This is a genomic window from Moorena sp. SIO4A5, from assembly GCF_010672005.1.
Lineage (GTDB): Bacteria > Cyanobacteriota > Cyanobacteriia > Cyanobacteriales > Coleofasciculaceae > Moorena.
The window spans coordinates 1-3,020 of the sequence record NZ_JAAHHZ010000599.1 but is presented as its reverse complement, the minus strand read 5'-3'; the positions used below and the strand labels follow the sequence as shown (position 1 = coordinate 3,020).

The following is a 3,020-nucleotide window of genomic DNA, read 5'->3' as shown; positions in this document are numbered from 1 at the left end:
AATCCAAATCACATTCAGGGTCTGGGTTGTTCAAATTTATCGTTGGTGGAATCTGGTCATGGGCAATTGCCATCACTGAAGCCACTGCTTCAATGCCACCAGACCCTCCCAACAAATGACCTGTCATAGATTTGGTGGAGCTAATTGCTACTTTATAGGCATGGTCTCCTAGGGCTTTTTTAATCGCTGCTGTTTCGGTTTTATCATTAGCAGGTGTGCTAGTGCCGTGGGCATTGATGTAGCTAACCTGTTCGGCCGTCAACCCAGCATCCTTCATCGTCAGTGCTATAGCCCTTGCTGCTCCTTCGCCACCTGGTACAGGGGATGTGATGTGATGGGCATCACAGGTCATGGCATAGCCGACGATTTCGGCATAAATTTTTGCTCCACGACTGACGGCGTGTTCTAGTTCCTCTAGGATCAGAATCCCAGAACCTTCTCCCATCACAAAGCCATTGCGAGCGATATCAAAAGGACAGCAAGCTGACTCAGGAGTATCGTTACGAGTAGATAAAGCTCGTGCTGATGCAAACCCAGCCATTGCTAGGGGAGTCACCGCCGCTTCAGCACCGCCACAAATCATGGCTTGGGCATAGCCTCGCTGGATTAAGCGAAACGCATCGCCTACGGCATTAGACCCTGCGGCACAAGCAGTAACTGGGCAACTATTGGGTCCCTTCGCTCCCGTATGAATTCCTGTTTGACCAGCTGCCATGTTAGCAATCATCATCGGGATCATAAACGGACTACAGCGGTCAGGTCCACGTTTAATAAGAACTGTTTCCTGGTCTTCCAGTACCTTCAGACCACCGATGCCAGTGCCAATCATTACACCGACCTGTTCTGCGTTCAGGTCATTGATCTCAAACTGGGCATCAGCTAATGCTTGCTTACTGGCAGAAACCGCAAATTGAGCAAAGCGATCCATACGATTTGCTTCCTTACGCTTCATGTAGTCCTGGGGATCAAAGCCCTTCACCTCGCCAGCAATACGACAAGCATGCTTGGAGGCATCAAATAAGGAAATTAAACCAATACCATTGCGTCCGTTTAACAACCCTTCCCAGTACTCAGCCACAGTGTTGCCTATCGGCGTAATTGCACCGAGACCTGTAACAACGACCCGTTTTTTCTCAAAGTTTGTCATCATGCCATTAAAACTAGGCTTATCGACCGTGAACGCAGAACTTGCGGTAATGAATCAGGCTGATCAAGCTGGAGTTTCTGCTCCTGCTCCTACTTTTTCCTCAATGTAATCCACAGCCTTTTGAACAGTGTCGATCTTTTCCGCCGCTTCATCAGGGATTTCGATATTGAAAGCTTCTTCTAAGGCCATCACCAATTCAACTGTGTCTAAGGAGTCAGCGCCCAGATCGTTGGCAAAGCTGGCTTCTGGCTTAACCTCCTCCCCATCAACGTCCAACTGTTCTGAAACGATATCCTTAACTTTATCGAAAATTTCGCTCATATATATATTCCTCAGCCTTTTTAGCTATAACCTCTCAAGCAGTACTTACTGATTTTAGGGGTTTTATGATCTTATCCGAAAGAGGTCTGATCTTGTAGATAGGTAATAATGCTTGTTTGGCATGACACCACTTCCCTTAATCATCAAAGGCTTTGGTGCCTTTGTTCCCCGTATCATCGTATATCAATGTCCTCAACACTCAAGAACTGCTTAGTTGGAACCACAATTCCATAGCTGACCTAGAGACATCCTTAGGAATTGTACACCAAACCTCGCCAAACTGCTGCTGCTTTGACCTGACATGACCGTTGCCTTCCGAGAGTTGGCCCAGCACGTTAGAGCGGGTGCATCTCATTATTTGTAAAAAAGTTGCTAATGGTGCGCACAGAAGACGAGCTCGCCAAGACGCAAGCTGTAGCCAGTTTTGGGACAGTGCCTCCCATAACGCACCACCAGGTCAAACTGCAAAAGCGATATAGAGGTGCCGTGGCGAATTAAATTACGGGTCAAACGCACCATTACGGTCATGGGGGAAATTCCATGACCGCGCTGCATCAAGACAATGAGATCCACCCCGTTACAGCTTCATGGGCAGAATTTCGGCATCGGAGCTCACCCTGTTAATTCACGATGGTCGGTATTATAAATTTTCAGCTGTTTGTTATTTTTGTCAAGCTAATGAAATAAAATTTTATAAAAAAAACGAGTAGGGGGAAGCTGACTTCTCAAGCCTTCCTTAAACAGAGCGGTAGACTCTTTGCATATCGGGTATCTTAGTCACCTTTAAAGAGTCAAAAAGCCTAATGCTTATGGGTTTTACGGAGTTGCGATCGCCCATGATCGCCCATCGTAAATCCATTAAGTCGAGCTTAGTATCAGTATGAATACTTAATACAGTACTTCTACCAATCTTAATATAGTACTTTTACCAATTCTTAGGTTATCCCAATTCTTAGGTTATCCCAATTCTTAGTGCTGACAAGGGTACACATTTATTTTATCTGAGCATCTAAGCATCTGAGCATCTAAGCATCTGACCATCTGCATCTATAAGTCCTATTTTGAATAATTGGTATTAGTTTATGGGCTAACTAACCAATCTCTACTAAAAGGGCAGCAGTAAAAAAAATTTGTTTTATCAAGAGGAGCTTTTCAAAATACACGACTTAGGTAAAATTGCTCGTAATATGAGTTTTGGAATGAGTTAACTCAGTTAGCTTAATTATGTATTTACACGGTTGTCGTGCTAGGTCACGTTGATGCTAAAAGTGATGTAATTACTTTACAACGAAGCTCTCATGAATTCAAGTCTCAGTTTTTGGTTATTCAGCTGGTTTTTATTAGCTATTTATGATTTTAACCCAAAAAATCATACTCTCAAAGATAGCAATCAAATCCAAAACTTATTAATCTATTGGTTTTTTTTTAGTTTAAATAACTATGAAGCCATTGAACAAGATATTAATTTGGCTAATGATAAAATTAAGTGGCTGGAATATGAACTCAAAGAAAGTCATCAGCAAATTATTGTGATATTAAATAAGTTTATTGT

4 protein-coding genes are annotated in these 3,020 nt (G+C 43.1%); 1 reads left to right on the top strand and 3 read right to left on the bottom strand.

Annotated features, from left to right (window positions below):
* From fabF to F6K57_RS41655, 3 genes are all read right to left on the bottom strand, one after another.
* A partial coding sequence (fabF, locus tag F6K57_RS41665; RefSeq protein ID WP_293075041.1) for a beta-ketoacyl-ACP synthase II occupies positions 1–1,147 on the bottom strand: 1,147 nt, incomplete at its 3' end.
* Positions 1,148–1,210: 63 nt separating this feature from the next.
* The gene (gene acpP / locus F6K57_RS41660) at positions 1,211–1,468 is read right to left on the bottom strand and encodes an acyl carrier protein (RefSeq protein WP_075901640.1); all 258 of its coding nucleotides are present in this window, start codon (positions 1,466–1,468) and stop codon (positions 1,211–1,213) included.
* A gap of 199 nt (positions 1,469–1,667) precedes the next feature.
* The gene (locus tag F6K57_RS41655) at positions 1,668–1,823 is read right to left on the bottom strand and encodes a hypothetical protein (protein WP_158069694.1); all 156 of its coding nucleotides are present in this window, start codon (positions 1,821–1,823) and stop codon (positions 1,668–1,670) included.
* 943 nt (positions 1,824–2,766) lie between these two features.
* Here F6K57_RS41655 and F6K57_RS41650 point away from each other — a divergent pair.
* Positions 2,767–3,020: hypothetical protein (locus tag F6K57_RS41650; protein WP_293075038.1), on the top strand; the 254-nt coding region annotated here is incomplete at its 3' end.